The sequence below is a fragment of the Lactobacillus gasseri ATCC 33323 = JCM 1131 genome, assembly GCF_000014425.1.
Classification (GTDB): domain Bacteria; phylum Bacillota; class Bacilli; order Lactobacillales; family Lactobacillaceae; genus Lactobacillus; species Lactobacillus gasseri.
This window is the reverse complement of the sequence record NC_008530.1, coordinates 1,105,384-1,128,938: the sequence shown is the minus strand read 5'-3', so window position 1 is coordinate 1,128,938 and position 23,555 is coordinate 1,105,384. Positions and strand designations below refer to the sequence as shown.

The 23,555-nt window shown below is 34.6% G+C and carries 25 protein-coding genes and 1 pseudogene; 22 read left to right on the top strand and 4 right to left on the bottom strand.

What is annotated here, in order from left to right; genetic code table 11:
• Window positions 1-59 precede the first annotated feature (59 nt).
• On the bottom strand, window positions 60-902 hold the full coding sequence (locus LGAS_RS05515; protein WP_003647179.1) for a pyruvate, water dikinase regulatory protein: 843 nt from the start codon (window positions 900-902) through the stop codon (window positions 60-62).
• Window positions 903-1,051: 149 nt separating this feature from the next.
• Here LGAS_RS05515 and rpsU point away from each other — a divergent pair, with 149 nt between their 5' ends.
• From rpsU to LGAS_RS05430, 17 genes are all read left to right on the top strand, one after another.
• A complete protein-coding gene (gene rpsU / locus LGAS_RS05510) occupies window positions 1,052-1,228 on the top strand; it encodes a 30S ribosomal protein S21 (protein ID WP_003647180.1) in 177 nt (58 codons plus the stop codon).
• A gap of 102 nt (window positions 1,229-1,330) precedes the next feature.
• Window positions 1,331-1,774, top strand: coding sequence for a GatB/YqeY domain-containing protein (locus LGAS_RS05505; protein WP_003647181.1), 444 nt, complete (start codon window positions 1,331-1,333; stop codon window positions 1,772-1,774).
• A gap of 81 nt (window positions 1,775-1,855) precedes the next feature.
• Window positions 1,856-2,764 (top strand): PhoH family protein, encoded by a 909-nt coding sequence (locus LGAS_RS05500; protein ID WP_223225661.1) that lies wholly within the window; start codon window positions 1,856-1,858, stop codon window positions 2,762-2,764.
• A gap of 3 nt (window positions 2,765-2,767) precedes the next feature.
• Window positions 2,768-3,295, top strand: a complete 528-nt coding sequence (ybeY, locus tag LGAS_RS05495; protein ID WP_003647183.1) for an rRNA maturation RNase YbeY — start codon at window positions 2,768-2,770, stop codon at window positions 3,293-3,295.
• A 22-nt stretch (window positions 3,296-3,317) separates the two neighbouring features.
• Window positions 3,318-4,229 (top strand): GTPase Era, encoded by a 912-nt coding sequence (gene era, locus LGAS_RS05490; protein ID WP_003656193.1) that lies wholly within the window; start codon window positions 3,318-3,320, stop codon window positions 4,227-4,229.
• On the top strand, window positions 4,230-4,982 hold the full coding sequence (gene recO / locus LGAS_RS05485; protein WP_003647185.1) for a DNA repair protein RecO: 753 nt from the start codon (window positions 4,230-4,232) through the stop codon (window positions 4,980-4,982).
• A gap of 293 nt (window positions 4,983-5,275) precedes the next feature.
• Entirely contained in the window at window positions 5,276-6,193 is a 918-nt protein-coding gene (gene glyQ / locus LGAS_RS05480) for a glycine--tRNA ligase subunit alpha (RefSeq protein WP_003647186.1), read from the top strand.
• Window positions 6,186-8,258, top strand: coding sequence for a glycine--tRNA ligase subunit beta (gene glyS, locus LGAS_RS05475; protein ID WP_003647187.1), 2,073 nt, complete (start codon window positions 6,186-6,188; stop codon window positions 8,256-8,258). Before glyQ ends, glyS begins: the two co-directional genes overlap by 8 nt.
• A gap of 23 nt (window positions 8,259-8,281) precedes the next feature.
• Window positions 8,282-10,099 (top strand): DNA primase, encoded by a 1,818-nt coding sequence (dnaG, locus tag LGAS_RS05470; protein ID WP_003651685.1) that lies wholly within the window; start codon window positions 8,282-8,284, stop codon window positions 10,097-10,099.
• 15 nt (window positions 10,100-10,114) lie between these two features.
• Window positions 10,115-11,236, top strand: coding sequence for an RNA polymerase sigma factor RpoD (rpoD, locus tag LGAS_RS05465; RefSeq protein ID WP_003647189.1), 1,122 nt, complete (start codon window positions 10,115-10,117; stop codon window positions 11,234-11,236).
• 89 nt (window positions 11,237-11,325) lie between these two features.
• Window positions 11,326-12,039 carry a tRNA (adenine(22)-N(1))-methyltransferase gene (locus LGAS_RS05460; protein ID WP_003656194.1) on the top strand — a complete coding sequence of 238 codons (714 nt, stop codon included), beginning with the start codon at window positions 11,326-11,328 and terminating at the stop codon, window positions 12,037-12,039.
• Window positions 12,036-12,833 (top strand): Nif3-like dinuclear metal center hexameric protein, encoded by a 798-nt coding sequence (locus LGAS_RS05455; protein ID WP_003647190.1) that lies wholly within the window; start codon window positions 12,036-12,038, stop codon window positions 12,831-12,833. The genes LGAS_RS05460 and LGAS_RS05455 overlap by 4 nt, the downstream gene beginning before the upstream one ends.
• A 10-nt stretch (window positions 12,834-12,843) precedes the next feature.
• Window positions 12,844-14,091 (top strand): peptidase T, encoded by a 1,248-nt coding sequence (gene pepT, locus LGAS_RS05450; protein ID WP_003651680.1) that lies wholly within the window; start codon window positions 12,844-12,846, stop codon window positions 14,089-14,091.
• Between the two features lie 310 nt (window positions 14,092-14,401).
• On the top strand, window positions 14,402-14,770 hold the full coding sequence (locus tag LGAS_RS05445; protein ID WP_003647192.1) for a GntR family transcriptional regulator: 369 nt from the start codon (window positions 14,402-14,404) through the stop codon (window positions 14,768-14,770).
• 1 nt (window position 14,771) lies between these two features.
• Window positions 14,772-15,479 (top strand): ATP-binding cassette domain-containing protein, encoded by a 708-nt coding sequence (locus tag LGAS_RS05440; protein ID WP_003647193.1) that lies wholly within the window; start codon window positions 14,772-14,774, stop codon window positions 15,477-15,479.
• A 2-nt stretch (window positions 15,480-15,481) separates the two neighbouring features.
• Complete coding sequence (locus LGAS_RS05435; RefSeq protein ID WP_003647194.1) at window positions 15,482-16,300, top strand: hypothetical protein; 819 nt, start codon at window positions 15,482-15,484, stop codon at window positions 16,298-16,300.
• A 9-nt stretch (window positions 16,301-16,309) separates the two neighbouring features.
• Window positions 16,310-17,146 carry a hypothetical protein gene (locus LGAS_RS05430; RefSeq protein WP_003647195.1) on the top strand — a complete coding sequence of 279 codons (837 nt, stop codon included), beginning with the start codon at window positions 16,310-16,312 and terminating at the stop codon, window positions 17,144-17,146.
• 70 nt (window positions 17,147-17,216) lie between these two features.
• Here LGAS_RS05430 and LGAS_RS05425 read toward each other — a convergent pair whose 3' ends face one another.
• Entirely contained in the window at window positions 17,217-17,402 is a 186-nt protein-coding gene (locus tag LGAS_RS05425) for an LBP_cg2779 family protein (RefSeq protein ID WP_003648964.1), read from the bottom strand.
• 30 nt (window positions 17,403-17,432) lie between these two features.
• Window positions 17,433-18,002, bottom strand: a complete 570-nt coding sequence (lepB, locus tag LGAS_RS05420; protein ID WP_003647197.1) for a signal peptidase I — start codon at window positions 18,000-18,002, stop codon at window positions 17,433-17,435.
• Window positions 18,003-18,092: 90 nt separating this feature from the next.
• Between lepB and LGAS_RS05415 the strand changes: the two genes are divergently transcribed.
• The 3 genes and pseudogenes from LGAS_RS05415 (at window position 18,093) to LGAS_RS05405 (ending at window position 21,192) form a co-directional block, all read left to right on the top strand.
• The gene (locus LGAS_RS05415; protein ID WP_003654588.1) at window positions 18,093-18,821 is read left to right on the top strand and encodes a hypothetical protein; all 729 of its coding nucleotides are present in this window, start codon (window positions 18,093-18,095) and stop codon (window positions 18,819-18,821) included.
• Complete coding sequence (locus tag LGAS_RS05410) at window positions 18,821-19,798, top strand: hypothetical protein (protein WP_003647199.1); 978 nt, start codon at window positions 18,821-18,823, stop codon at window positions 19,796-19,798. The genes LGAS_RS05415 and LGAS_RS05410 overlap by 1 nt, the downstream gene beginning before the upstream one ends.
• Window positions 19,798-21,192 (top strand): annotated as a pseudogene (locus tag LGAS_RS05405) (RsmB/NOP family class I SAM-dependent RNA methyltransferase). The gene LGAS_RS05410 and the pseudogene LGAS_RS05405 overlap by 1 nt, the downstream one beginning before the upstream one ends.
• Before the next feature lie 29 nt (window positions 21,193-21,221).
• Here LGAS_RS05405 and LGAS_RS05400 read toward each other — a convergent pair.
• The gene (locus tag LGAS_RS05400; RefSeq protein WP_003647201.1) at window positions 21,222-21,548 is read right to left on the bottom strand and encodes a heavy metal-binding domain-containing protein; all 327 of its coding nucleotides are present in this window, start codon (window positions 21,546-21,548) and stop codon (window positions 21,222-21,224) included.
• A 129-nt stretch (window positions 21,549-21,677) separates the two neighbouring features.
• On the opposite strand from LGAS_RS05400, the gene LGAS_RS05395 reads away from it, so the two are divergent.
• Entirely contained in the window at window positions 21,678-22,706 is a 1,029-nt protein-coding gene (locus LGAS_RS05395; RefSeq protein WP_003647202.1) for a YdcF family protein, read from the top strand.
• Window positions 22,707-22,710: 4 nt separating this feature from the next.
• Window positions 22,711-23,532 (top strand): Cof-type HAD-IIB family hydrolase, encoded by an 822-nt coding sequence (locus LGAS_RS05390; RefSeq protein ID WP_003654594.1) that lies wholly within the window; start codon window positions 22,711-22,713, stop codon window positions 23,530-23,532.
• Window positions 23,533-23,555: the final 23 nt, after the last annotated feature.

Here is a 23,555-nt window from a genome sequence, read left to right as displayed (position 1 = left end):
GCTTAATCTACATGAGTTAGTTGTAGATTAAGCCTTTTGAAATACATTCATAAAACTAATTATTTCGCATAGTCATCGATGCCGAGGTGTTCCATAATTAAAGCAGCTGTCTCTTCAATTGAACGATGAGCAACATTAATTACGTAACAACCAAGTTTCTTATAAAGCTTATTAGCAGCGTCAAGTTCGGCATTGATAGAATCCATATTTGAGTAAGTCGTATCAGGATTCAAGCCGTAAGCAATCATTCTTTGACGTCTAATTTCATTTAAGACGGATGGGTCATTAGTCAAACCGATAATCTTTTTAGGATCAACTTTATAAATTTCATCTGGAATATGAGTTTGAGGAACAAGAGGTAAGTTAGCTACTTTCAAATTCTTGTTTGCTAAGAACAATGAAAGAGGGGTCTTTGAAGTTCTTGAAACTCCAAGCAAAACAACGTCTGCTTCTAAGAAACCTTTAGGATCTTTTCCATCATCATACATTACGGCAAATTCCATTGCGGAAATTCTGTCGAAATAGTTTTGTCCCATGTGGTGAACAGCACCAATTTCGTGTTTTGGTTCTTCGCCAGTTAAAGAATGAATATTTTCAATTACACCAGAAAGAAGGTCTACATACTTCATATTATGTTCACGTGCAAATTTAATTGCGGCTAATTGTTCATCTTCGTGAATTAGCGTAAATGCGATTAATACATTTTCAAATTCTGTGATTTCGTTGAAAACTTTCTCTAGTTTTTCACGATTAGTAATAAATGGATAGCGACGGTAATTAAATTTCACGTCTGGATATTGAACAGCACCGGCTTGAACCATGTTAAAGGCAGTATCCCCGACAGAGTCAGAGATAATAATTAAGTTAACGATTTTTTGATTTTCTTTCTTTTCTTCAGTCATATATTTCACCTCATTGTTTACCTAATTATACCAAAATAAGTGAGAAAAATGTTAATCGACTATTGACCGACTTTTCTCGTTTAGCTATAATTTAACTATATTGTTGTGGCACATATTTGTGTGCCAAGAAATGGAAGGAGGGATCTCACATGGCTAAGACAATCGTTCACGAAAACGAGTCTATTGATGATGCTCTTCGTCGTTTCAAACGTTCCGTTTCTAGAAGTGGTACCTTGCAAGAATACCGCAAGCGTGAATTCTACGAAAAACCAAGCGTTAAGAGAAAGTTAAAATCCGAAGCTGCTCGTAAGCGTAGACATTATTAATATAAAAAAGCTCTTGATAGAAATTCGCTCTATCAAGAGCTTTTTTTGTTTAAAAAGTTTAGAATAGACTTTGTAAGTTTTGATTAAAGAGGAGAAAAATAAATGTCACTAAATGATACTTTAATGCAAGATATGAAAGCAGCTATGAAGGCTAAAGATAAGGAAGCTTTAACAACTATTCGTTCACTCAAGGCTGCAGTAATGAATTATAAAATTAAAGTGGGACATGACTTAACTAGTGATGACGAATTAACAGTCTTGTCTAGTGCGCTTAAGCAACGTAAGGAATCTTTAGAAGAATTTTCAAAGGCAGGCAGAGATGATTTAATTGATCAAACTAAAAAAGAAATGCAATTAATTGAAAAATATATGCCAAAACAAATGTCTAAAGAAGAACTTGAACAAACAGTTGAAGAGACAATTAAAGAAGTCGGTGCAAGTTCTAAGAAAGACTTTGGTAAAGTTATGCAAGCTTTAATGCCAAAAATTAAAGGTAAGGCTGATGGTAAAGCCGCTTCTTCAATTGTTGGTAAGAAGCTTAACTAATCGCTTGATATAATGGAGGATCAATTTTAAGTGGGACAAACTGTAGAAGCAACATTTACACCAACTAAACCTGAAACAATTATGAACTTAGTTGGAATTAACGATGCAAATTTGCGTTTAATTGAAGAATCTTACGATGTGCAAGTTACTGATACTGGTAGTGAGATTGAAGTAACTGGGGAAGAAAGCCTTGTTAAGAAAATTATGCAAATTTTTACTGCTTTAGATAAGGTTGTTACCCGAGGAGTTACTATTACCGCAACTGATGTCGTAAGTGCAATTAAAATGGCCGACAAAGGAACTTTGGAGTTCTTTGGTGAGTTATACAATAAGATTTTAATTAGGGATGCTAAGGGTCGCCCTGTTCGAGTTAAGAATATGGGACAAAAGCGCTATATTGAAGCTATTCAAAAATATGACGTTGTTTTTGGAATTGGACCTGCTGGTACAGGGAAAACCTTTTTAGCAGTAGTTATGGCAATTGCGGCCTTTAAGAAAGGTGAAGTATCACGCATAATTCTAACCAGACCAGCTGTTGAAGCGGGAGAATCACTGGGATTTTTACCTGGAGATTTAAAGGAAAAAGTTGACCCATATTTAAGACCAATTTACGATTCTTTATATGCAATTTTAGGAGTTGAAACAACTAATCGCTTGATGGAGCGAGGAGTAATCGAAGTTGCACCGCTTGCTTATATGCGTGGTAGAACTTTAGATGATGCTTTTGTAATTCTTGATGAAGCACAAAATACTACTCAAGCTCAAATGAAGATGTTTTTAACTAGATTAGGTTTTAATTCTAAGATGGTTGTTAATGGCGACCAGACTCAAATTGACTTACCAGGAAAGGCAAAGAGTGGATTATTGCAAGCCGAACATATACTTGCAAATATTGAACAAGTAAAATTCATTAACTTTACTTTCAATGATGTTGTTCGTCACCCAGTAGTAGCCAAAATTGTTAGAGCTTATGAAAAAGAAGGACACTAAAATTTGAATAACTTAGATATTTCTTTCAATGATGAGGTTAATTTCTTAAAAAATGATGATAAAGACTGGATTCCTTGGATTACCAATCTGCTTTTGTCTGCCAAAAAAGAAATTAATAAGAAGAATGCTCAAGAAATGAGTATTAATTTTGTTTCCTCCGAAAAAATTCACGAAATCAATAAAAAATATCGTGGAAAAGATCGACCAACCGATGTAATTTCCTTTGCAATAGAAGATGGATTAGACGAAGACTTTATGGCTGCCTTTAATGATGATCCTGATTTTGTTGAAGATATTGGAGATCTATTCCTTTGTCCAGAGGTAATAAAAAGACATAGTGTCGAGTATGAAACTGGATTTAACCGTGAGTTTGGATATACACTAGTTCATGGATACTTGCATTTAAATGGCTTTGATCATATTGAAGATGATGAAGCTAAAGTAATGTTTGGTATCCAAGGCAAAGTTTTACGTGAATATGGACTTCCGCTTCATCCAGATCAGGAAAATCACGGAAAGCAAATTCACTAAGACTTAAATAAAGGATGTAACAATGATGGATGAAAAAAAAGACTATAAATCAGGCTTTGTAGCTTTAATTGGTAGACCAAATGTTGGTAAGTCGACACTTTTGAACTTTTTGGTAGGTCAAAAAGTAGCGATTATGTCACCACAACCACAAACGACAAGAAACAAAATATCTGGTATTTATACTGATGATCAGGAGCAAATTGTTTTTATTGACACTCCTGGAATTCACAAGCCTAAGAATAAGTTAGATGACTTTATGGATAAGTCGAGCTATTCGGCTTTGGACGAAGTCGACGTTGTTTTATTTATGGTTGAACCAGAACCAGCAGGCAAGGGAGACCAATATATTGCCGAACTTCTTAAGAAAATTAAAAAACCTGTATTTTTAGTGATAAATAAGATTGATAAAGTCCACCCAGATAAGTTATTATCTATTATAGATTCGTACAAGAATCTAGGCGATTTTGCTGAAATTGTTCCAATTTCTGCTTCTCAGGGAAACAATGTTTCCGAGCTGATTAAAACAATTGCCAAGTATCTGCCAGAAGGTCCGCAATTTTATGATGCAGACCAATTGACTGATCGTCCAGAATATTTTATTGTGGCTGAATTAATTCGCGAGCAAGTTTTGAAGCTCACTCATGAAGAAGTCCCACATGCAACGGCCGTGGTAGTTGACCGAATGCGGGATCATGAAGGTGGTAAGCTTCAAATTGAGGCTACAATTTATGTTGAACGTCCGGGTCAAAAGGGCATTATAATTGGTAAAAAAGGTCAAATGTTGAAGCAGATTGGAATTGCTGCACGTCAAGAAATTGAAGCTTTATTAGGCGAAAAAGTTAATTTGCGTCTATGGGTTAAGGTTCAAAAGAATTGGCGTTCTGATCCTGCCTTTCTTAAATCTATTGGTTACAATGCCAAGGAATTAAGATAGATGGTACGTGAACTTTGTGAGGTTCAAGGATTAATTTTTAAAAGAAAAAAATATAAAGAGGCTGATATTCTAACCAAGATCATGACTAAAGATCATGGTATTTTTACAATAGATGTTAGAGGAGCACTGAGACCAAAATCCCGATTAGGAGCTGCAACCCTTAACTTCTCTTACGGAAAATATATTGTAAATACAAATTGGAAAGGAATCAGTTCGCTACGGACTTTCAAGGATGTAAAGCAGTTAGACCAATTATATTTAGATTTAACTAAGAATGCGTATTCGAGTTATGTTTTAGACTTGCTTGACCATGCTTTTGTTGAATATAAGGACATTGGAAGCTTTTATGATTTGATTATGAAAGCGTTGCTGAAGATAAATTCTGGGGAAGATGTGGCAGTTATTACCCAAATGGTGCAATTGAAGTTGCTTAATGCATATGGAGTAGCACCGCAATTAGATCGTTGTTTAATTTGCGGGAAGGTGCAAGGTACATTTGACTATTCATTGGAATTAGGTGGAATTATTTGTAGTGATCACTTTAATAGTGTCAGTCAAAGGATGCATCTAGATCCTAAAGTAGTTGCTTTGATACGGACTCTAGCTTTAATTGATATTGATCGTTTAGGAAAAGTGAAAATTAATCCGCAATTAAAAAAGAACTCTGGCAAAGTGATTGATCGGATGTACGCTAACTATTTAGATCTTAACTTGAAAACTAAAAAATTTCTTGATGAATTGGCGCTTTTTTAGCTGTTGACTTTTTATATTCGTTTAAAGACTAGTAAGGTTTCTTACTAGTCTTTTTTTGAAAAAGATGATAGAATATAAACGTATTTTGACAACTATAAAGGAATAGAAAAGTACCAAGACAGCGAGTGCAGAATGGTGGAAGTGCATTTGGGAAAAGGCACCTTTTAGTCAAAGTTGTTAATTAAGGGCAGGAAGAATATTTTCCTGAATTAGGGTGGAACCGCGAAGTAAATCGTCCCTATGCAATTTTTGCATAGGCTTTTTTTATGCCTATGTTGTGAGGAGAGAGATAGATGTCAGAAAAACTGAATATCCAGAATATGATTTTTAAATTGGAACAGTTCTGGGCCTCTAAAGGTTGTATGATTATGCCTTCATATGATGAGCAAAAAGGTGCCGGGACAATGAGTCCATATACATTTTTACGTGCTGTTGGGCCGGAACCTTGGGCAGCTTGCTATGTTGAACCTTCAAGAAGACCCGCTGATGGTCGATATGGTGATAACCCTAACCGTTTATACCAACACCATCAATTCCAAGTTGTTATTAAGCCTGCACCAAAAGACATTCAACAATATTACTTAGATAGTTTAAGAGTTTTAGGAATCGAACCTCTTGAACATGATATTCGATTTGTTGAAGACAACTGGGCTAACCCATCTATGGGTTGTGCCGGTGTTGGTTGGGAAGTATGGCTTGATGGAATGGAAGTTTCTCAATTTACTTACTTCCAAGTTGTTGGCGAGCTCGATGTAAAACCAACAATGAGTGAGATTACATATGGTGTTGAGCGTCTTGCTTCTTATATTCAAGATGTCAATTCAGTCTTTGATCTTGAATGGGGCGATGGCGTTAAGTATCGTGATATTTTCAAGCAACCTGAATATGAACATTCTAAGTATGCATTTGAAGAAAGCGACCAAGAGCAGTTACTTAAGTTCTTTGATATTTATGAAGCTACTGCTAAACGCTTGTTGAGTCAAAACTTGATTCACCCAGCTTATGATTACATCTTAAAATGTAGCCATACATTTAACTTACTTGATGCACGTGGTGCTGTTTCAGTTACTGAGAGAGCAGGTTACTTATCAAGAATTAGAAACTTGGCTCACCTTGCCGCAAAGGGGTTTGTTGAAGAACGTGAAAAACGTGGCTTCCCATTATTGAAACACCAAGAAGAAACTAAGAAAGCGGGGCAGAACAATGACTAAAGATTATTTATTTGAAATTGGCACTGAAGAAATGCCAGCTCACGTTGTTTCTAGAAGTGTTAAGCAATTAGCGGATCGTACTAAGAAGTATCTTAAGGAAAATGGTCTTTCTTTTAAGGACATTAAGACTTATTCAACTCCACGTCGCTTGACTATTTTGGTTGAAGACTTAGCTGAAAAACAAGATGATATTGATGAAGTTAAAAAAGGTCCTGCTAAGAAGATCGCTCAAGATAAAGACGGCAATTGGACAAAAGCTGCTCAAGGTTTTGCTCGTGGTCAAGGGATGACTACTGATGATATTTATTTTGAAGAGCTTAAAGGAACTGAATATGCTTATGTTCATGTTCAAAAAGAAGGTAAAAAAGCTTCTGACATTTTAATGGGCATGAGCGATATCATTAAAGCCATGACTTTCCCAACTAAAATGCGTTGGGACAGCAATGATTTTGAGTTTGTACGTCCAATTCATTGGATGGTTTCTTTACTTGGTAGTGAAGTTGTACCAGTTAAGTTACTTGATGTAGTTGCTGGCCGCAAGACTCAAGGTCACCGTTTTTTAGGTGATAGTGTGGTACTTGCAAATGCAGATGACTATGAAGAAGCTTTGAAGAGTCAATATGTAATTGCTGATGCTGATGAACGTAAGGGCATGATTCTTAATCAAATTCAAGAACTAGTTGCTCAACATAACTGGAAAGTAAATATTGATAAGGGATTACTTGAAGAAGTTACTAACTTAGTTGAATATCCAACTGTCTTTGCTGGTTCTTTTGATGAAAAGTATTTGAATATTCCAGATGAAGTTTTAATTACTTCAATGAAAGATAATCAAAGATACTTTGAAGTTTATGATGAAAACGGCAAGTTGATTAATCACTTTATTGCTGTTAGAAATGGTAATAGTGAGTACTTAGATAACGTAATTGCCGGTAACGAAAAAGTTCTTGTTGCACGTTTAGATGACGCTCAATTCTTCTATGATGAAGATAAAAAATACCCATTAGCTCACTTTGTTGACAAGCTTAAGAATGTTTCCTTCCACGACAAGATTGGCTCAGTTGCCGAACATATGGCACGTGTTCATATTATTGGTGACTACCTTGGTAAGAAATTTAATATTTCAGAAACTGAAATGAAGGATTTTGATCGAGTTAGTGATATTTACAAATTCGATCTTGTTACTTCAATGGTTGGTGAATTTGCCGAATTACAAGGTGTAATGGGAATGCATTATGCTCGCTTAACTGGTGAAGATGAAAATGTTAGTGTAGCAATTAAAGAAAGTTACATGCCAACTAGTGCTGAGGGAGATTTGCCAAGTACAACTGTTGGTTCACTTCTTTCAATTGCTGATAAGTTAGATACAATTATTTCATTCTTCGGTGCAGGCATGATCCCTTCATCATCTAATGACCCATATGCTTTAAGAAGAAATGCATATGGAATTGTAAGAATCTTATTAAACGAAGGTTGGTCACTTCCTGTTAAAGATGTTTTACCAGAATTAATTCAATTATTGTCTGGCAAAACTGCAGCTAAATTACCTAAGGATGCTGAAGCTGAAAATGAAATTGCTGACTTTATCCGTGACCGTGTAAAACAGCAATTACAAGTTGAAAAATATGATTACGACGTTATTGATGCAGTCCTTGCATCTAGCCAGCAAGATCCAATTCAAATTTTAGCAGCAGCTAAGACTTTGCAAATGCATCATGACGATGCTGACTTTAAGCCGGTAGTTGAAAGTTTGACTAGAATTACTAACATCTTGAAGAAGGCCAAATATAGAAATGCTGCTAAAGTTGATGAAAGTCTTTTCCAAGATGTAAGTGAAGAAGAATTAAATGCTGGTGTAAATGCACTAGAAGAAAATACTGATTTGAGTATTGCCGATCTATACAAAGGCTTTGTTGAATTACAACCTGTAATTAACAATTACTTTGAAAGTAATATGATTCTTGATAAAGATGAAAAAGTAAAGAATAATCGTTTAGCACAATTATTAAAGGTTAATAACTTGGCTGATCGAATGGGTGACTTGAGTAAATTAGTAATTAAATAATAATTGATTGGGATGATCCATTGATGGCAGGACGTATTCCTGAACAATTTATCGATGAAGTTCGCAATTCTGTCGATATTGTTGATGTAATAAGTCAATATGTTTCTTTAGAAAAAAAAGGTAAAGACTATCTAGGACTTTGTCCCTTCCACCAAGAAAAAACACCATCTTTTACTGTTAGTGAAGGTAAGCAGTTTTTTAAGTGTTTTGGATGTGGCAAAGGCGGAAATGTATTTAAGTTTTTAATGTATCAGGATCATCTTACTTTTCCTGAAAGTGTTAAAAAAGCAGCTGAATTGGCGCATCTTCAAATGCCAGAAGGTTACGGAGAAGCGGCCAAGCCACTTAGTCCATTAAAGAAGATGTATCGGCAAGCAACAGAGTTTTACCAACATATTTTGTTAACCACTAAAGTTGGTGAAAGAGCGCTGGAATACGCCAGAAAGCGTGAATTAACCGATGACTTGCTAAAGCATTTTAAAGTAGGTTATGCTCCAGACGATGATAAGATTTTACTTACTTATTTGCAGCAGAAGAAAGAATATACTGATAACGATCTAAGAGAAAGTGGTCTATTTATTGAATCTCAAGATGGACAATTATTTGATCGTTTTCGTGATCGTTTGATGTTTCCATTAGGCGATGAATCTGGCTATACAGTTGGTTTTTCTGGTCGAAGAATTAGCAATGATAAAACTATTGCTAAATATATGAATAGTCCAGAAACTAAGATTTTTAATAAATCTAAATTACTATTTCATTTTGCTGAAGCAAAAAAAGCAGCTAGAAGTGAAAAACATTTGATTCTTTATGAAGGCTACATGGATGTTATTGCCGCTTATAAAGCTGGCATTCAATCAGGTGTAGCTTCAATGGGAACTAGCTTAACGACCGAACAAGTTTATATGCTAAGACGAATTACACCTAATATCTTGGTTAACTATGATGGAGATCCACCTGGAATTCATGCTGCCGAACGTGCAACGAAATTATTTGGACAAGTTCAAGGCTTTAATTTAGGAATAATTGTTTTACCAGAAAATCTTGATCCTGATGAATATGTAAAAAAATATGGAAAAGAAAAGTACCGTGCAGAAGTTGCAGGTGCTCTTAGTTCAACAGATTTTCTACTTGAAAGATTAGCAAATCAGTATAATTTACATAATGATCGAGAAAAACTAACTTATATAACAGCAGCTGTTCAAATGATTGCTGGATTAAATGATCCTGTGGCTGCTGACTTATATCTTGATAAATTGGCGCGTCAAACTGGAGTAACGCGTGAATCTCTAAAAGTAACGTTCGTACGTGAGAGACGAAAGTTACAAAGAGCTAGAAATCATCAGCAAGCTTATCAAGCATCTACATTAATGGAAAATATAGGTGAGACAGCAGAGCCTAAAGAAGCTCAAGCAGGAACTGATAGTGAAACTAGAAATCCAGCTTTAGATCGCTTGCTGTATCTATTTATACATAGTGATGAAGCAAGAGATTATCTTTTAAGTCGACAGTTTTTATTCCCAGATGAGCGTTATGCAAAATTAGCAGAATTTTGGCTAAAATATCATCAAACCCATGATGAAGCAGAAGTGAAGGGCTTTATTGATTTTATTCCTGAGGAACTTCAAGGTATAATTATTAATATGGAAATGATTACGATGCCTCCTGATTATTCTAAACGTGAGCTAGATGATCAATTAAGGGCATTGGAAAAGAGCAAGATTGATGAGCAATTAAACGACTTGCTTAATCAATTAAAGGAAGCTCAAAGAAAACAAGATAATAGTTTAGAGCTTGAAATAGCGCAAAAAGTAATTGCGTTAAGAAGAAAGAAGTTTTAGAGGGGGCTTTTTTACATGGCAGAGAGTAAGACTACCAAAAAAGAAGCAACAATGACACTTGATAAGAAGGTCAAGGAAGTTGTTAAGGAAGTTAAAAAAGATAAACAAATCACTGAAAAAGAATTTACTGCTCAACTAATTAAGCCATATAATCTTCAAGGAAAAGCGGTAGATCAACTTGTACAAGAATTTGAAGACAATGGAATTAGTATCGTTGATGAAAAAGGCGAACCTTCTAAATTAGCTTTAAAGAAGCAAAAAGATGTTGAAAAAGCTGAATTGAAAGATATGTCTGCACCTTCAAGCGTCAGAATGAACGATCCGGTGCGGATGTACTTGAAGGAAATTGGACGTGTTTCATTGTTGAATGCGGATCAAGAAATTGCTTTAGCTAAGCGAATTGAAGCAGGCGATGAAGAAGCTAAACAAGAATTAGCAGAAGCTAACTTACGTTTAGTTGTTTCTATTGCTAAGCGTTATGTTGGTCGTGGAATGTCCTTCTTAGACTTAATTCAAGAAGGTAACATGGGCTTAATGAAAGCTGTTGACAAGTTTGATTATCGTTTAGGATTCAAATTTTCAACTTATGCGACTTGGTGGATTAGACAAGCAATTACTCGTGCAATTGCTGACCAAGCTAGAACTATCCGTATCCCAGTGCACATGGTTGAAACAATCAACAAGTTGATTAGAATTCAAAGACAACTTTTGCAAGATTTGGGAAGAGAACCAACTCCGGAAGAAATTGGTGCTGAAATGGACATGCCAACTGATAAGGTTCGTGAAATCTTGAAGATTGCACAAGAACCTGTTTCTCTTGAAACTCCAATTGGTGAAGAAGATGATTCTCACTTAGGTGACTTTATCGAAGATAAAGATGCAACTAGTCCTGAACAACATGCTTCTTATGAACTATTGAAGGAACAACTTGAAGAAGTTCTTGATACTTTAACTGACCGTGAAGAAAATGTGTTGCGTTTACGTTTCGGTCTAGATGATGGACGTACTCGTACTCTTGAAGAAGTTGGTAAGGTATTTGGAGTAACTCGTGAGCGTATCAGACAGATCGAAGCTAAAGCTTTGCGGAAGTTACGTCACCCAAGTCGTTCAAACCAATTAAAGGATTTCTTAGATTAAGATATTTATATAAAGACAAGCCTTGTAGTATAAGTTGCTGCAAGGCTTGTTTCTTATAAAAAATTTTTCAACTAAGTTTTAGACTATCTATGCTAAAATTTTTAGTAAGAGGTGAGAGTGTGTTAGAAGAAAGACTAGCTCAAATTGGTAAAATGGTAGATCCTGAAAGCCGATTGGCTGATATTGGTACTGATCATGCATATTTACCAATTGCATTAGTAAAAGAAGGAAAAATAGATTTTGCGATTGCAAGCGACGTTGCTGCAGGTCCTTTGAATAATGCAAAACAAGATATTGAAGAAGCAGGTTTAGAAGAAAAAATTGAAACAAGATTGGGCTCTGGCTTAGCAACTTTAAGGACAGAAGATCAAATTGATACTGTCGTGATTGCCGGTATGGGTGGAAAGCTAATGACTAATCTTTTAGAGACGGCATATCAAGAAGGAAAAGCATACCCAACATTAATTTTAGAAGCTAATATTGGTGAACATTTGGTTAGAAAATGGTTGATGGACCATCAATATGAAATTGTAGCTGAGCAAATTATTGAAGTAGCTGGTCATATTTATGAAATAATTAAAGCTGTACAAGGAAAAAATAAAGTTGAGCTTTCTGAAAAAGATTTAGTTTTTGGCCCATTTTTATTAAAGGAAAAGAATCCTGTTTTTTTTAAAAAGTGGACTAATCAACTTAAGTACTATCAAAATTTAAAAACCAATTTAAATAAAGCTAAAAACAAAGATGAGGATAAGATAAACAAAATAAATGACTTAATTAAAATGATTGAGGAAGTGTTGAAATGACAAAAGTGGCAGATATTGTAAAGCGTTTAAGAGAAGATTTTCCAGAAGAAATCGCTTCTGAAGGTGATCCAGTTGGAATGCAAATTGGATCGATGGATGCTGAAGTTACTAAAATGATGACTACTTTAGATGTTCGTCCGCAGGTAGTAGATGAAGCAATCGAAAAAGGCGTTGATCTGATTATTAGTCACCATCCGGTAATGTTTAGACCAGCAAAGAATTTAGACTTTTCTGATCCTCAAAATGCCATGTATGGCAAGCTGATTGCAAATGGAATTACTGTGTACTCAATTCATACTAATTCTGATAAAGCTCAAAATGGATCGGCAGATTGGCAAGCAGAAGAGCTGGGGCTTGAAGATGTTGAACCCTTTGCCTTAGATTCAGATGGAATTGCCATTGGGAGAAAAGGTAGATTACCTAAAGAAATGACCGCTAAAGACTTTGCATACTATGTCAAAGATAAGATGCACATTAAAATGGCACGTTTGATTACCGCAGATAATGATAAGATGATTTCAACGGTTGCTTTCATTTGCGGTGATGGCGGTAAGTTTTGGCGTCAGGCCCTAGTTGATGGAGTTGATGCCTTTATCACTGGTGACGTTTATTATCATGTGGGTCATGACATGATCTCAAGTGGCTTAACTGTAGTTGATCCGGGTCACTATACTGAAAAGCTTTTTAAGTATAAGGTCGGGGATCGTCTTGAAAAGTGGAATAAGGATTATAATTGGAAGGTACCTGTAGTAGTCTCAGAGGTATCAACTAACCCATTCCAAGATTTATTTTAGGAGAATTAAAATGACTGAATATCCAAATTTATTACCTAGATTTTTAAAATACGTTAAGGTAAATTCTAGATCTGATGAGCATTCAGACCGTTTTCCATCAACTGAAAGAGAAGAAAACTTTCAAAAGAATGTAATTATGAAGGACCTAGAAGAGTTAGGTCTTAAAGATGTTCACTATAATCAAAAAAGTGGTTGCGTAATTGCTACTATTCCATCAAACATTGACTATAAAGTGCCAACATTCGGCTTGTTAGCACACTGTGATACAGCAGACTTTAATTCAGTTGATGTCAAGCCACAAATTACAGAGAATTATGATGGTAAGTCTAAAATTCAATTAGGAGATAGCGAATTTTACTTAGATCCTGAAGTCTTTCCACATTTAAAAAATTATAAGGGTCAAATGATTATTTCAGCTTCTGGTGATACTTTACTTGGTGGGGATGACAAGTGTGGTATTTCAGAACTTATGACTTTTGCGGAATACTTGATGGAACATCCCGAAGAAAAACACGGTGAAATTAAATTAGCTTTTACTCCAGATGAAGAAATTGGAACTGGAGCAGAACATTTTGATGTTGAAGAATTTGGAGCAGATTTTGCTTATACAGTTGATGGTGAAGCACCAGGAAAACTTGACTGGGGTACGTTTTCAGCAGCTCAATTTGGCTTAGATATTCAAGGAGTAAATGTTCACCCCGCAGTTGCTAAGGGACAAATGATCAATGCAATTCAGGTTGGAATTGATTTTCATAATCAATTGCCTGAACATGATCGTCCAGAACACACTGATGGTCGAGAAGGGTTTTTCCATTTAATGAATTTTGATGGAACCGTTGATTCAGCACATATGGATTATATTATTCGTGATTTTAAACGCGATGGCCTTGAAAGAAGAAAGAACTTGGTTAAAGACATCGTTAAGAAAATGAATGACGAATTTGGCACTGAGAGAATTAAGCTTAAAATGTGGGACCAATACTACAACATGGCTGATGAACTCGAAAAGCATATGGAGATTGTGGACTTAGCTAGAGATGCTTACAAGGCTGAGGGGCTTACTGTTAATGAAGATCCAGTTCGCGGTGGTACTGATGGCTCACAATTAACTTATATGGGCTTACCTTGTCCAAATCTTTTTGCCGGTGAAGAGAATATGCATGGTAGATATGAATACACCGTCCTTGAATCCATGTGGAAAGCTGTGGACGTTTTACGTAAAATCAATCAATTGAATGTTGAAAGAAATAAGAAATAAAATTAGTGAAACAATTTTAACTATTTTTGATTAAATTTATTAGTTCTAGGTTCTTCTTGATAGTAGATAAATACTTTTATATCAACATTGATAAATTAGTTAAAAATTAAAAATAGTTTTACACTGATACTATTAACTTGCTAAATAGCAGATAAAATGCTTGCAATATCAGCATTTTATCTGCTATTTTTTTATTAAAAAATGTAAATTAAAAATTGTGAAACAAAAATAAGACTTGTATTTAAAAATAGATGTTGGTATTATATTAGTGTAATAGATAAACCATACACTAGTGAAGGCGGTGTAAAGATTGCAATTTCAAGATAATATTCCAATCTATGTACAAATTGAGAAGTATCTTTATCGACAAATCGCTTTAGGAAAGATAAAGCCTGGTGAAAAGGTTCCCTCAGTACGACAATTGGCGGTTGATTTGACTGTAAATGTAAATACAGTTCAACGTGCTCTTAACCAGATGAATGTTGAAGGAATCCTTGAAGTTAGACGGGGCCTTGGTTCATTTGTCACAACTGATACGGAATTGATTTTACAAAAGCGCAGGGAATTAATTAAAGACACAATAAGCGAGTTTTTAGAAAGTACAGCACAGTTAGGTCTAACCCCGGAAAAGACGCTTGAGGAGCTTAAAAAGTTTATTGAAGAGAAGAAGGGAGACTAAGATGAATAAATTACTCGAAGTAAAGGGATTAACATATCGCAAAAATTTGAGAACTATTCTTGATAATGTAAATTTAGACATTGATTCAGGTAAAATTATCGCGCTTTTAGGTGAAAATGGTGCTGGTAAAACAACATTGATGAGAGTGATCGTTGGTATTGCTAAACACTATCAAGGTGAAGTGCTTCTTAATGGGGATAGCAGTGAAGTTTACCGAAAGGCTAACATTGCTATGACTGATAACCTGAAAGGGTTAAGTGATTCAACAAAAGTTGGTGAAGTAGAAGAATTTTATCAAAAGTTATTTGTAGATTTTGATAGTAGTAAATTTGAGCAATTACGTTCTTTTATGAAACTCAACAATGAGATGAAGCTCGGGCAATTATCACGAGGAATGCGTGAAAAGCTGGAAATTGCTGTAACTCTAAGTCGAGAAGCAAAATTGTATTTACTTGATGAGCCTTTCTCTGGAATCGATCCAATGGCTAGAAAAAGAATTATTAATTCAATTTTACTTTGGAAGAGTCCAGACAGCACTATTGTTATTTCTGATCACTTTGTAAATGAAATTACAACGATTTTAGATGAAGTGGTAATTGTAAAAGACAAGAAGATTGCAAGTCACTTATCAGCAGATGATATTAGAGCAAAGGGACATAGTATTGAAGAATATTATGAAAGTCTATATACAGATGAAGGAGCTGAGTAAAAATGACGACCTTTAAAGCATTATTTAGTCAAATGGGAAAAAAGAAGCGTCGCAGCGTTTATTTACTGGCTCTCTTACAATTGGTAGCAGCCTCAGTTTTCGCGCTTTGGGCATTATTTTCAAATGGCGATGCATTTTCTAGTCAAGCTAAACCAATAGCCTGGTTTGTAATGTTATCTACTTTTGCTCCGTTTGCGGATATGGCTTATGTGGTACTTTCTGCTTGGCAAAATGAGAAAGAATATAGCTCACAAACTTGGCGCCTTGTTCCAATTTCATCAAGTAAATTTTACTTAGCTAATATCTTATCAGCGTTTGTTAATGGACTTTACTTGGTTTTAATTCAAATTGGAATGGGAATTATTACTTTTTTGCCAGCTCTTTTGAGTAAAGACGTTCGAACAAATATCTGGGAAATTAATCAAGCTATTTCTAAGTCAAGCCATGCTGGTAACTTTTGGCAAAAGTTTCTTGAGTCATTTCCATTCGGAGAAATGTTGAGTGCATTTTTAGCATTTTTGTTGTTCGCTGTCTTAGTTTATAGTATTGTGACTGCATTAAATCTCTCAAGTAGAACAATTACAGACTTTCTTCCTGATAAACATAGCAAGTTAATCCGCTTTGTTATTATGATTGTTTTGATTTTTATCTTTATTTTCTTATCAGATAATCTGATTAATTTATTAAATCAATTGCGTTGGGGAGAAACCTCAAATAGTTTACTTGCATTTAGCGAGAGTAACTTGATGGTTGCCTTGATTGATGTTGCTTTAGGAGCAGTCAACATTTGGCTTTTAAAGAATTTCCACGAAGGAAAGTAGGGAATACTGATGACATCTTTTTCATCAATATTTAAAGAATTAACTAAAAGTAAACTGCGGCTTGTTCGTAGATTAGCACTCCTGCAGATTGTTGTTGGCGTATTACTTGGATTTTGGGCACTTTTAAAAATGGCCTTTCAAGGTGAAAGTAAATCATATATGTTAACAGCTTTCATCACAATCACGCCATTGTTTGATTTGGCATATTTATTCCTTTCAAGTAGGAAAAATGAGCAAGTTTATGCTTCACAGACTTGGCGATTAGCGCCGATTAAGAACAGCGCATTATTATTTGCTAACTTAGGTTCAGCAATTATTGATGGAATTTTTCTAGTTATTTTACAAATAGTTATGATTGTAATTGCTGGATTGCCTGTAATTATTACAAATGAGTTTTGGCAGACAACTTTTAAAAATTTTGGCTCAATCGGAGAAGGAAAATTATGGCAGGATATACATTTAGCAGATTTGCTTTCTGTCATTTTACTAATAATTTTGATTGGAATGTTTATTTATCTTGCAGTTAGTTTGATAAACTTTACTGGGAAGATAGTTAGTGATTTTCTGCCAGAAAAGATAAGCAAACTTGTTTATTTCTTAGTAGTTGTTTCTCTAACTTGCATTGGCTTAATATTCTTGATGAATGTTTATTGGTTTGTCATGAATTCATTAACTGGGTTTTTGCAAAATGGCATGTTTTTAACCACCTTGAGTAAAGATGCTATTGATGTAAGATCAAACCTAACTGAGAATTACTTAACAATGGCAGTAGTACTAGTAGTTGATATCATTTTGATTATCGTTAATATTTTTCTTTTGAATAAATATCATGAGGCTAAGATATAAGAAAAGGAATAAGATTTTGAAAATTTGATTTCAAAACCCTATTCCTTTTTTGCTATTATTAAAAATCAGATTAAGAATTAGCTTGAATATAGTCGAGGACTTGTTCAGCTTCTTCCATTGTGTATTTTGCTTCGCCAGTCTTCATTGCATGCAATTTTTCGACAGATAGGTGACTTGAAAAAGCAAGCGCAGTATCGTTGACATTATTTTTAACTTCAAATTCAATAATTGCATCAGATAATTCTTCAGGACTCATTTTATAATTCACACTTTCTAAATTTATAAATTAAAACCATTGTATTTGATCGAATGGAAAATACCTTAATTTGACTTCACCAACAATATCTTTTCTTTTGATAAAACCAATCATCCGTGAGTCTTTTGAAATGTTCCGGTGATCACCCATTACGAAATAACAGTCTTTTGGTACTCGTTTTACATGATAAAGTTGCTGCAGGTTGAAATTATTGGTATACAGTTGACCCTTAGCAAGCTTTTTCTTGTATTTTGTTAAGTACGGCTCTTTGATTGGCTTCCCATTAATATACATTACATCATTTTTTGATTTAATGCTGTCACCAGGCACGCCGATAATTCTTTTAATGTAAAGTGCACCTGGTTGATCTGGCGCTCGTAAAATCACAATATCACCGCGTGAGAGTTTGGAATGTCTTACTGCAATGATTCGATCATTATTCTCAAAGGTTGGCTGCATTGATGGTCCAGTGATAGTTTCATTAGCAAGTAGCACACGGAACATAAAAATATATAAACCGAAAATTACAATTGCTAAAATAAATACCTGCAGGAGCCAGTGACCAAGGGATTCAGCCGATTCAGTTTTATGTTTTGACATAACTTTTGCTCCTTAATGCTTACATCACTTTTATTATACCTGTTTTTATTAACTTTGAATGGTAAAATCATTTCGTAGGGAATGTATCAAATGAAACAGTATCAAATTAAACTAAATCAGTTAGACAAAGAACTCAATTATTTGCCTCTTCATAAACAAGTTAACATAATTAATAATATAATTGCTAATCTTCAGCAAAAAAAGATTTTACCAAAATCACCTAATTCACTTGGATTTTTACCTGATAGCTTAGATATAATGATAGATAATATCGGAAATAAAGATAAAGTCCAAGAAGCAAATAATCTCCTTAATAATTTTCGGAGTTTTCTCTCAAGAGAATATGGAGTTTGGTCTTTGCCAAACTTAGAAACAGCTAGGTTAATTAAACAAGAGTATCATGTTAAATCTAGCTTAGAAATTATGGCAGGAAATGCATATTGGTCAAAGGCCTTAAGTCAGGTAGGGATAAATGCAATTGCAAGTGACTCATTTTCTTGGGCTAAAAGCTCAACAACTGGCGAAGCTCCGATTTTTACAACAGAGAATTTGGATGCTTTGAGTGCAATTAAAAAGCACCCTGAGGTTGATCTAATTATTTGCTCCTGGGCGCCTAATTTTGGAGAAGATGATTTAAAGATTCTCGATTTATATCGTAGTCTTGATCATCAACCGGTGTTACTGTTTATTGGCGAAAAAAATGGTGCTACAAATTCTGCTACTTTTTGGCAGAAAGCAAAAAGTAGGACTAATACAAAAGTTAATCGTAGCTTTCAAAGCTTCGATTTCATTGACGAAAAGGTTTTTGAAATAAAATAATGAAAATAAAACGACTTATTCTTTTAATAATTTCTTTTGTAGCTTTTTTGGGATTAGGGTTGATTTTATCTCGTCAACAATCTCAAAGAGCTGATCAAGTTTTAAATAATAATGGTTTGTCGAGCACTTATTATGTTTTTAAATCTAAGAAAAAGCATAGTATTAAGCAGTTATTAAACTATGTGAATAGAAATTTCGCTCATGATAAAGTGCAGATTCATTTTGAATCCAATTATATTCCAGATAGAGTCTTGATTTGGGCTAATTATAACTTAAAGAGTCAACCCCTAGCTAAGGGAAGCTCACGTTACTTTACTAAAAGCGACTTTGATGGATCAATTCCTTTTGCAGTTATTTCAGCGGATACCGAAAGTAAAGTTGTAACTTTACAAAATAATCATTATCTAAAGGAGAATAATGATTATGTCACTATTATTGGTGAATTAAAGCGAAACAATGAGAGCCAAAACGGACAAGCAGTTTATTATCTTTCAACTGGGATTAATCAGCCCACGGCTAAAGAGTCAATTAATAATTACAAAATCGTAGTAGATGGTTTGAATAGAAATGAAGCTAATTCTATGCATGCGTATTTAAAAGGAAACATGCAGACTAAAGATTTCAGTAAGACTTATAATAGGCAGCATGGAATTAGCCCTACTAAGAAACTAATTGCAGCTATCTTGTGTGTGGTAATTGCTCTTGTAGTTGCTGCAATAGCCGCTGTTTTAGCTGAAAATCCAGTAAACGTAAAATTTGTACCTGGAAAAATATGGGCCCACTTATTGGCTGATTCTGGACTACGCTTTTTCCTAGCAAACGGAATTGTAATTTTGTTAACTAGTTTAGGGCTACAGACTTGGAAATTCTATTCTAACCATAGTCAACTTTATATTTTGTTTTTAGTCGTATTTGCAATGCAGGTTATTACCTATGTGTTGATGCTACTTGTGATAAAAATTAAGAAGGAAAAATAATGTCATTACCAGTTGAATTTATTAAAAAATATCAAAATCTGCTTGGAGAAGAAGAGAGCAATAAATTCTTTGCGTCTATTGATAGTCCAAGTAAGAAGGGCTTTCGCTTAAATCCTTTAAAGAATAATTATCAGGATGTTCAGTATAGTCTTGAAGAGCCCATTGAATTTACTAGCGATGGTTACTATGGTGAAGTTTCAGGTCGTGACAGCGAGTGGACTGGTGGTTATGTTTATTCGCAAGACCCTTCAGCAATGTATCCAGCCGTTGCTCTTAATGTAAAACCAGGAGAAAAGGTGCTTGATTTATGTGCTGCACCCGGTGGTAAGTCAACTGCACTAGCAAGTTTTCTAGAAAATAAGGGACTTTTAGTAGCTAATGAAATTTCTAAGAGTCGGGCTAAAGATTTACGAGAAAATTTGGAGCGGTGGGGAGCTACAAATGTCGTAGTTACAAATGAAAGTCCTGAACGTTTATCAAAAAAATTACCCCATTTTTTTGATAAGATTTTGGTCGATGCACCTTGTTCTGGTGAAGGAATGTTTAGAAAAGATCCTGCAGCAATGCAGTACTGGTCTCCAGAATATGTCTTAACTTGTCAGGCAAGGCAAAAGGAAATTTTGACACAAGCAATGAATATGTTAAAACCTGGCGGTGAATTGGTTTATTCTACCTGTACCTATTCACCAGAAGAAGATGAAGAAATTGTTGCTTGGCTAGTTGAAAACTATCATTTGAAAATTGAGCCTTTAAAGTTATATCCCGGAATGTCAATGGGTAAAGCTGATTGGTCAAAGTCTAATTTACCTGAATTAAAAGACACAGTTAGACTTTGGTTTCAGAATGGAGTAGGTGAAGGCCAGTTTGTAGCCCATTTGAGAAGTACTGAAGCAGTTGAAGATGCTTCAGGTAAAAAAGTTAAGAAGAGATAGAAAAAACATCAGAAAAAGAGCTCTATTACGCGTTTAACTAAGGATGAAATTACAACAGTAGCAAAAGTTTTAGATAATTTTGTACTGCCAGATAGTTTAGAAAATTGGCAGAAAACAGTTTTACAAAGTAATGGTCATGTTTTTGTCCCAGCTGTTGATCCAGAATTATTAAATGAATTACACATTTTAAATAATGGTGTTGAATTAGGCCTACTTAAGAAAAAACGCTTTGAACCTAGTCATCAATTAGCTGAAGTTTTAGGTCAAAAAGAGCAAAAGCAATTGCTCAATTTGAAAAATGAAACTGATTATGAACATTATCTACATGGTGAAACTATTAAGGTAAATAGTGAATTGCGAGGTTCTGTTTTAGTCGCATATCAAAATCATATCTTTAGTTTTGGAAAAATCGGCAATGATCAAATATTAAAGAATTTCTACCCTAAAGGATTAAGAAAATAAAAAAGACTGGTATTTGCCAGTCTTTTTAGTTAATCAATAAATTTAACGGCAGTTCCGTAAGCAACTACCGATTGCATATCTCCTGCAATAGACCCTGAGTCAAAGCGCATCATTACTACAGCGTCTGCTCCTAGATTCGCTGCATTTTCGCAAAGACGATTAATTGCTTGATCTCTTGATTCAGTTAGCATGGATGTGTAGGCTTTGATTTCACCACCAACAATGCTTTTTAATCCAGCACCTAAATCGCGAAGAGCATTCTTTGACTGAGTAGTTACACCGAAAACTTCACCAATAATTTCGTATTTTTGGTTGGGAATATTTTCAGTGGTTGTTACTAAAAGTTGATCTGTCATATTGATTCCTCCCTAAAAATATTTTCTTAATTATACTGAAGCAAACGTATCAGTGCAATTTATTTTGTATAATTAAGAAAAGGGTACATCTAGAAATATTTACGTTACATTAAGGTGGTGAAATGATAAGTGATCTTATCATTTTCAATTGTATTAATTTTATTTTTATTGGCTTTAGCAACCTTTGTTTGGGTATTGACCCATGAAAGACGTAGTCTGTGGTCAGGGATGACGTTAGTTTGGACAATAATAACTTTCGGTCTAATCACAGCAGTTAGCTTAATGATTGCCGCAGAAATTTTCCCAATTACACATCAATTTGTTCTGCTTGTTTTTGCTTTAATTTTAATTGCATTGATGGTTTTGGTCTTTGCATTTATTGCAATCTTAATAGTAATGTTTATTTATAATGGAATTAAAATTTTAATTCGGGAAGGTAATCGTTGGACTAACTTTTTATCATTAGCAATGGGAATTGGAATTATTGCTTACTTATTCTTGTTCCCTATAGTTGGACGATTGACACGCAATAATTTTGGTACTTACTTGTATCTATTTGTTAATTTGACCGTCATTTACTTAATTTTTATTATGATGATGTATACTTTGACTTCATGGATTAATCTGATCAATTTTAAGACTAAGAAATTAAATTACATCGTAGTTCTAGGAGCTGGTTTAATTGGTAAAAAGGTGACACCGCTGCTTGCGGCTAGAATTAACCGTGGAATTGAGGTTTATCGCAATAATCCAGGTTCAAAAATTATTATGTCAGGTGGACAAGGACCAGGGGAAGAAATTCCAGAAGCAGTTGCAATGGCAAAATATGCCGAAGAAAAAGGAATCTCTAACCAAGATATTATTGTTGAAGATAAGTCAAAAACAACTAGACAAAACTTAGCTTTTTCGCATAAGTTAATGAAATCCAATTCACGTTTTGCAATTGTAACAAATTCTTATCATGTGTATCGCGCATTAGTTTTAGCTAAAAGAATGGGGCTAGACTGTATCGGTTATGGAGCTAAAACCAAATGGTATTTCACTTTAAATGCATTTGTGCGGGAATTTATTGCTTATTTAACGATTACTTGGCGTTTACAGCTGAGTATAGTTGGTTTTATTGGCTTAGTTGTTTTATTAGGAGCTTTATTGAGGTAATAGGATGAATGAAATTAAAGTAATTGCGATTGATGTTGATGGAACTTTATTGAATTCTAAAAAGCAATTGACCAGGGGAGTAAAGAATGCAATTTTAATGGCGAGAAAAGCTGGAATTAAAATTGTGATTGCAACTGGAAGACCATTAAGCGGTGTAAAGCAAATTCTGCATGAATTAGACTTAGCTAATCAAAATGATGAATATGTTGTTTGCTTTGGAGGCGGCGTGGTTGTAACAACTTCTGGCAATGTTTTATTTGAAAAGCAACTGACCTATGATAATTATCTTGATTTAGAAACAATAGCTTTAAAATTAGGACTGCATTTTCATGCTTCTGCTCCAGATCGAATTTATACAGCCGATCGTGATATCGGAGATTTTACGCTATATGAGGCTAATTTGGTTAATTTAGGTATTTCTTATCGAACACCGGCTGAAATGAAAAATATTCCAATTATTAAATGCATGTACGTTGATGAACAAAAGTACTTAGATAAAAAAATCGCGGATCATATGCCATTTGCACATTTAGACGATAAAATTACATTTACAAAAACTGCACCGTTTTACTATGAAGCTAATCCAAAAGGTGTTTCAAAAGGAAATGCCTTGAAATTTCTTTGTCAAAAATTGAATTTAACTAGTGAAAATATAATGGCGATTGGGGATGAAGAGAACGATTTAAGTATGATTAAATATGCTGGAATTGGAGTAGCTATGGGAAATGCAGTAACGCTTGTAAAAGATAATGCTCAAATGATTACCAAAGATTGTGATCATGATGGGGTTGCTGCAGCAATTGAAAAAGTTTTACAAGAAAAATAAAAGGCTTTCGGAGTGAATTTTCC

Excerpts from the sequence above, each read along its gene's own strand:
- LGAS_RS05460 (WP_003656194.1), top strand. The coding sequence starts at position 11,326 with ATGCTAAAATTTTTAGTAAGAGGTGAGAGTGTGTTAGAAGAAAGACTA.
- LGAS_RS05500 (WP_223225661.1), top strand. The coding sequence starts at position 1,856 with ATGAACTTAGTTGGAATTAACGATGCAAATTTGCGTTTAATTGAAGAA.
- LGAS_RS05455 (WP_003647190.1), top strand. The coding sequence starts at position 12,036 with ATGACAAAAGTGGCAGATATTGTAAAGCGTTTAAGAGAAGATTTTCCA.
- LGAS_RS05515 (WP_003647179.1), bottom strand. The coding sequence starts at position 902 with ATGACTGAAGAAAAGAAAGAAAATCAAAAAATCGTTAACTTAATTATT.
- LGAS_RS05505 (WP_003647181.1), top strand. The coding sequence starts at position 1,331 with ATGTCACTAAATGATACTTTAATGCAAGATATGAAAGCAGCTATGAAG.
- LGAS_RS05410 (WP_003647199.1), top strand. The coding sequence starts at position 18,821 with ATGAAAATAAAACGACTTATTCTTTTAATAATTTCTTTTGTAGCTTTT.
- LGAS_RS05390 (WP_003654594.1), top strand. The coding sequence starts at position 22,711 with ATGAATGAAATTAAAGTAATTGCGATTGATGTTGATGGAACTTTATTG.
- lepB (WP_003647197.1), bottom strand. The coding sequence starts at position 18,002 with ATGTCAAAACATAAAACTGAATCGGCTGAATCCCTTGGTCACTGGCTC.
- LGAS_RS05425 (WP_003648964.1), bottom strand. The coding sequence starts at position 17,402 with ATGAGTCCTGAAGAATTATCTGATGCAATTATTGAATTTGAAGTTAAA.
- dnaG (WP_003651685.1), top strand. The coding sequence starts at position 8,282 with ATGGCAGGACGTATTCCTGAACAATTTATCGATGAAGTTCGCAATTCT.
- LGAS_RS05415 (WP_003654588.1), top strand. The coding sequence starts at position 18,093 with ATGAAACAGTATCAAATTAAACTAAATCAGTTAGACAAAGAACTCAAT.
- rpoD (WP_003647189.1), top strand. The coding sequence starts at position 10,115 with ATGGCAGAGAGTAAGACTACCAAAAAAGAAGCAACAATGACACTTGAT.
- pepT (WP_003651680.1), top strand. The coding sequence starts at position 12,844 with ATGACTGAATATCCAAATTTATTACCTAGATTTTTAAAATACGTTAAG.
- recO (WP_003647185.1), top strand. The coding sequence starts at position 4,230 with ATGGTACGTGAACTTTGTGAGGTTCAAGGATTAATTTTTAAAAGAAAA.
- LGAS_RS05440 (WP_003647193.1), top strand. The coding sequence starts at position 14,772 with ATGAATAAATTACTCGAAGTAAAGGGATTAACATATCGCAAAAATTTG.
- rpsU (WP_003647180.1), top strand. The coding sequence starts at position 1,052 with ATGGCTAAGACAATCGTTCACGAAAACGAGTCTATTGATGATGCTCTT.
- LGAS_RS05435 (WP_003647194.1), top strand. The coding sequence starts at position 15,482 with ATGACGACCTTTAAAGCATTATTTAGTCAAATGGGAAAAAAGAAGCGT.
- LGAS_RS05430 (WP_003647195.1), top strand. The coding sequence starts at position 16,310 with ATGACATCTTTTTCATCAATATTTAAAGAATTAACTAAAAGTAAACTG.
- glyS (WP_003647187.1), top strand. The coding sequence starts at position 6,186 with ATGACTAAAGATTATTTATTTGAAATTGGCACTGAAGAAATGCCAGCT.
- era (WP_003656193.1), top strand. The coding sequence starts at position 3,318 with ATGATGGATGAAAAAAAAGACTATAAATCAGGCTTTGTAGCTTTAATT.
- LGAS_RS05400 (WP_003647201.1), bottom strand. The coding sequence starts at position 21,548 with ATGACAGATCAACTTTTAGTAACAACCACTGAAAATATTCCCAACCAA.
- glyQ (WP_003647186.1), top strand. The coding sequence starts at position 5,276 with ATGTCAGAAAAACTGAATATCCAGAATATGATTTTTAAATTGGAACAG.